Annotated in this window: 2 protein-coding genes; both read left to right on the forward strand. The window is 44.1% G+C overall.

Annotated features, from left to right (window positions below; all coding sequences use genetic code 11):
- The first annotated feature begins 139 nt into the window (after window positions 1-139).
- Window positions 140-562 carry a metallothiol transferase FosB gene (fosB, locus tag GRP75_RS26665; RefSeq protein WP_160790860.1) on the forward strand — a complete coding sequence of 141 codons (423 nt, stop codon included), beginning with the start codon at window positions 140-142 and terminating at the stop codon, window positions 560-562.
- A 71-nt stretch (window positions 563-633) separates the two neighbouring features.
- Window positions 634-1,482, forward strand: an 849-nt coding sequence (locus GRP75_RS26670; RefSeq protein WP_160790861.1) for an MATE family efflux transporter, incomplete at its 3' end; no start/stop codon positions are given.

Genomic DNA, 1,482 nt, shown 5'->3' on the forward strand with positions numbered 1-1,482 from the left:
ACGAGCTGAACAGGGAGGTACTACAAGGATTATACTTTCGTATTGCTACCTGCATTCGGCATCATCCGGGAGATCTAGATCAATATACAGAAGCGTGGACCTATTGGCTAGACAGGATTTGCTGAAAGGAATAGGGAACATGAGCATACAAGGGTGGAATCATATTTGCTTTTCGGTGTCTGATTTGGAGAAGTCTATACATTTCTATCAGAATATACTAGATGGAAAACTGCTCGTTAAAGGACGTAAGTTGGCTTACCTGGACTGCTTGGGAATGTGGCTGGCCCTCAATGTGGAGGAGGATATCCCAAGAAATGAAATTCATCAATCCTATACGCATATTGCATTTTCGATAGCGGAAGCTGATTTTGAGAGCATGCTTAACAAGCTGAGAACTTTTAATGTCACCATTTTGCCCGGAAGAGAGCGGAATGAACAGGACAAAAGGTCGGTCTATTTTACAGATCCAGACGGACATAAGTTTGAATTCCACACAGGACAATTGCAGGATCGCCTGCAATATTATAGAAACGATAAAAAGCATATGACTTTTTATGATTGAGTAAGTGTTATCGATATTGACGTGTAGGTATTAAGTAATAATTGGGTCGCATTTAGGAGGAATACGGAAGGATGTCACTGTCTCAGGAAAACGGTTCCAAGCAAGCACAAGCCGTTAAAACGATGACGGTTTTTGCCATCACTTGGCCGATCTTTATAGAGATGTTGTTTCACATTTTGATGGGTAGCGTGGATACGTTCATGCTAAGCCATGTTTCTGATGAGGTTGTATCGGCTGTAGGTGTATCAAGACAGTTGATTGAATTCACGATTATACTTTTCAATCTGCTTGGTCTTGGTGTAGGTGTGATCATTGCTCAGCTATTGGGGGCGCAAAAGCATGTGGATGCAAGCCGTGTTACGGCTTCGGCACTAACCTTTAATCTGGTGTTTGGTCTGGCGCTGAGTTTGATGTTTATTGTGAGCCGGGATTTTTTACTATCCTTTTACCATATTACCCCGACGATTAAGGAAAATGCAGAAATCTATATGATGCTGGCAGGGGGTTCGCTGTTTCTGGAAGCGCTTATGCTAACCGCAGGTCCGGTTATTCGCTCGCATGGTTTTACTAAAGATACGATGATCGTGGGCATTGGTATGAATATATTGCATATCGTGGGGAATGCGCTGCTCATTTATGGCTGGTTTGGTCTGCCGCAGATGGGAGTGGCGGGAGCAGCGATTTCAACAGTTATTAGCCGTGCTGTAGCGTGTGTCTGGATTTTTCTACTGCTGTACAAGCGTGTAAGTGCGCCGATTCGCATCCGGTATTACGTACAGCTTCAATGGAGTAAGCTGGTAGCCATCCTGAAGATTGGTATTCCTGCCGGGCTGGAATGGTTGTCTTATCAGCTTAGCCAAATGATGGTGACCCGGTTTGTCAGCTTTATGGGTACAACGGCGATCGCAACCCATTTTTAT

This window comes from Paenibacillus sp. OT2-17 (genome assembly GCF_009827695.1).
GTDB lineage: Bacteria > Bacillota > Bacilli > Paenibacillales > Paenibacillaceae > Paenibacillus > Paenibacillus polymyxa_B.

Excerpts from the sequence above, each read along its gene's own strand:
- fosB (WP_160790860.1), top strand. The coding sequence starts at position 140 with ATGAGCATACAAGGGTGGAATCATATTTGCTTTTCGGTGTCTGATTTG.